The sequence below is a fragment of the Coleofasciculus sp. C1-SOL-03 genome (assembly GCF_040220555.1).
Classification (GTDB): domain Bacteria; phylum Cyanobacteriota; class Cyanobacteriia; order Cyanobacteriales; family Coleofasciculaceae; genus Coleofasciculus.
Map to the genome: position 1 here is coordinate 1 of NZ_JAVJUO010000121.1, position 3,191 is coordinate 3,191.

Genomic DNA, 3,191 nt, shown 5'->3' on the forward strand with positions numbered 1-3,191 from the left:
TGGTTAAGGCTGATATCGAGCAACAATGCCGGGTATCAGCCAAGCGTAAGCGTTAACGGTTATCGACCAAAAGTTACACCGTGGACTTATACCAAGGCAGAATTACTGATGGGTAGGTTTGTCTAGGTTTTTAGAAGCGGAACAGGTAATTAAGCTTTGAGGGGGCTATAACTTAAGTTAACACCAATGACTGACTTGCGCCCTTTGCCAACCTGCGCCCTACAGGAGACCTAGAAGAAAAGCACCAATCGTGCCAAAATCGATACACTGAAAGCGTTAACCCTTATATTTCACTGCTACCCCTAATCATAATCAAATGCAACAGCCCCAAGCTGATCAACATACCAATCCTCCCCCAGCCTTCCCTGATACCGCCTTTGATGTCGTCGCCATCGCCGCATCCGCTGGCGGACTCAAGGCGCTATCTGAGGTTTTATCCCATCTACCCAGTGACTTTCCCGCTGCCATTCTGGTTTTGCAGCATCTTGACCGCACTCACCGTTCCCTAATGGTAGATATACTGCGTCGGCGGATATCGTTGCCGATTAAGCAGACGGAGGATGGAGACAAGCTAAGTCCGGGAAACGTCTATATTGCCCAACCCAATTATCATGTTTTGGTCAATTCTGATGGTACGCTTTCCTTAACCCAGTCACCGATGGTTAATTTTGTCCGTCCCTCCGCCGATTTACTGTTTGAGTCCCTGGCAAAGAGTTATCAAGATCGGGTGATTGCTGTTATTTTAACCGGGACAGGAAAAGATGGTACAAAAGGATTAGAGGCGATCGCGCAAATGGGCGGTATGGTGATCAGCCAAAATCAAGCAACGTCGGAACACTTTGGTATGCCCCGTTCTGCCATTGACAGCGGGAGTGTCAATTTGATTTTACCGTTACCAGAAATTGCTGAAACACTTATCCAACTTGTTAAAGAAGGGAGAGAGTAGAAGATTTTAACGTTTCGGGGATTTACTTTTTACCTTATTATTTTTAAGTTTTGCTTCTACTTCTCTAATAAGTAATAACGTAGCTTGCTTCTCAAGGGAAGCGAGTATGACATAAGACGAATAACATAAGACGAATGACGAATAACCAAGAACAAGAGGAAAATAGAATTTTTGAATCCCTACTAGAGTTCCTCAAAGAAACACGCGGCTTTGATTTTACAGGCTACAAACGCTCTACGCTCAAGCGGCGAGTAACCAAGCGAATGCAGTCTCACAATATCGGCAAGTTTGGCGATTATCTGGATTACCTGGAAGTTCATCCCGAAGAATTTGAGCCGTTATTCAATACAATTTTAATCAACGTTACCGCATTTTTCCGGGATAGCGAAGCCTGGGACTATTTACACTCTCAAATACTGCCGCAACTGTTGCAGCAAAAGGATAAGGGAGAGCCAATCCGTTTCTGGAGTGCGGGGTGTTCTTCGGGGGAAGAACCCTATTCTATCGCCATACTTTTGGCAGAAATAATGGGGTGGGAACAATTTCGCCATCGGGTGAAAATTTATGCCACCGATGTAGACGAAGACGCCTTAAGTCAAGCGCGTTTGGCACGCTATGACGCCAAAGCCTTAGAAAGCCTGCCTGAGGAATGGCGACAGCGTTATTTTGAAAAGGTCGGTAGTCAGTATATATGCCGACCTGATATCCGCCGGGCGGTGATTTTTGGTCGGAATGATTTGGTGCAAGATGCGCCAATTTCCCGACTGGATATGCTGCTTTGCCGCAACACGCTGATGTATTTTAATGCGGAAAGTCAGAAACGGATTTTGGCGCGGTTTAACTTTGCCCTAAAGGAGGATGGCACTCTATTTTTGGGCAAAGCCGAAATGCTACTAACTAATAGCAATCTGTTTAGACCTTTAAATTTACAGCACCGCATCTTTACCAAAGTAGCCAAACCGAAACTCAGCGATCGCCTGCTGATGCTCGCCAAAGGTGGGGATGAAGAATCAAGTGAGCGGCTGTCTGAACGAGTGCGGCTGCGAGAAGCGGCGTTTAATACCTCACCCGTTGCCCAAATTATTGTTGATACCCGGGGTTACTTAGTCTTGGCAAATATCAGCGCCCGATCGCTGTTTAATATCAAATGGCAAGATCTGGGCAAACAGTTTCATGACTTAGAAGTTTCCTACCGTCCCCTAGAACTGCGGTCGATCATCGATGATGTCTATCGCGATCATAGGTCGATTACGATTAACGATGTGGAGCGCAAGCAGTCCGATAATACTCAGTATTTGGATGTGCAAATTGTTCCCTTAACGGAAAATGGCAATCACGACCGGTTATTGGGAGTGAGTGTTTCCTTTCATGATGTCACTCGCTACAACCAATTGAACAATAAGTATAAACGGTCTAGTCAAGAATTGGAGACGACGAACGAGGAACTCCAGTCGAGTAATGAGGAACTGGAAACGACAAATGAAGAACTACAATCCACAAATGAGGAACTGGAAACCACCAACGAAGAACTGCAATCCACCAACGAAGAACTGGAGACAATGAATGAAGAACTACAATCCAGCAACGAAGAATTGCGGACGATTAATGATCAATTGAACGTGCGGACAGATGAAGTCCACCAATCCAATGCCTTTTTAAATTCAATTCTAGAAAGTTTCCAAACAGGGGTGATTATTGTAGACAAGGAATTCAATATTATCCGGTGGAATGGATCTTCACAGGAAATCTGGGGACTACGCCCTGAAGAGGTACAAGGCAAATCCCTCCTCAGTTTAGAGATTGGTTTACCAGTGGATCAATTGCGCGAACCAATCCGTAACTGTTTTCAGGGCGAGGTCAATCATCAGACAATCAGGGTGGATGCGATTAATCGCCGAGGTCAATCCATTCGATGTCGGGTTAGATTGCATGGTTTGAGAGGGATAGAAGAACAATTACACGGCACAATTATAGTGATAGAACAGGTGAATCAAGGAGATGAGTGAGGGTGTGGGGTGTCAAGTTAAGCTCAACCCCTCACCCCCAGCCCCTCTCCCACTCTGGAGAGGGGAGCAAGAAAGGGGAGATGGGGGCGATCCCCCCCCTCATAAGGGTAGGTTTTTGAAGATTGGGGTTGAGGTACGACTTAGAAGACAGGTAGACCAGTAGACAAGGCAGAGTGAGAACGAAAAAGAGGGCGTTTCGGCTTTTAGGAGTTAGCTTGACCGAACCAGATTCTGTACGG

At 45.9% G+C, this 3,191-nt stretch carries 2 protein-coding genes; both read left to right on the forward strand.

The features are described 5' to 3' along the window. Positions 1–316 precede the first annotated feature (316 nt). Complete coding sequence (locus RIE73_RS19085; protein WP_446402686.1) at positions 317–946, forward strand: chemotaxis protein CheB; 630 nt, start codon at positions 317–319, stop codon at positions 944–946. A gap of 134 nt (positions 947–1,080) precedes the next feature. Continuing rightward, entirely contained in the window at positions 1,081–2,952 is a 1,872-nt protein-coding gene (locus tag RIE73_RS19090) for a CheR family methyltransferase (RefSeq protein WP_446402687.1), read from the forward strand. The last annotated feature ends 239 nt before the right edge of the window (positions 2,953–3,191 follow it).

What these genes read in the sequence shown, in the direction of transcription:
- RIE73_RS19085 (WP_446402686.1), top strand. Translation starts at nt 317, where the DNA reads ATGCAACAGCCCCAAGCTGATCAACATACCAATCCTCCCCCAGCCTTC.
- RIE73_RS19090 (WP_446402687.1), top strand. Translation starts at nt 1,081, where the DNA reads ATGACGAATAACCAAGAACAAGAGGAAAATAGAATTTTTGAATCCCTA.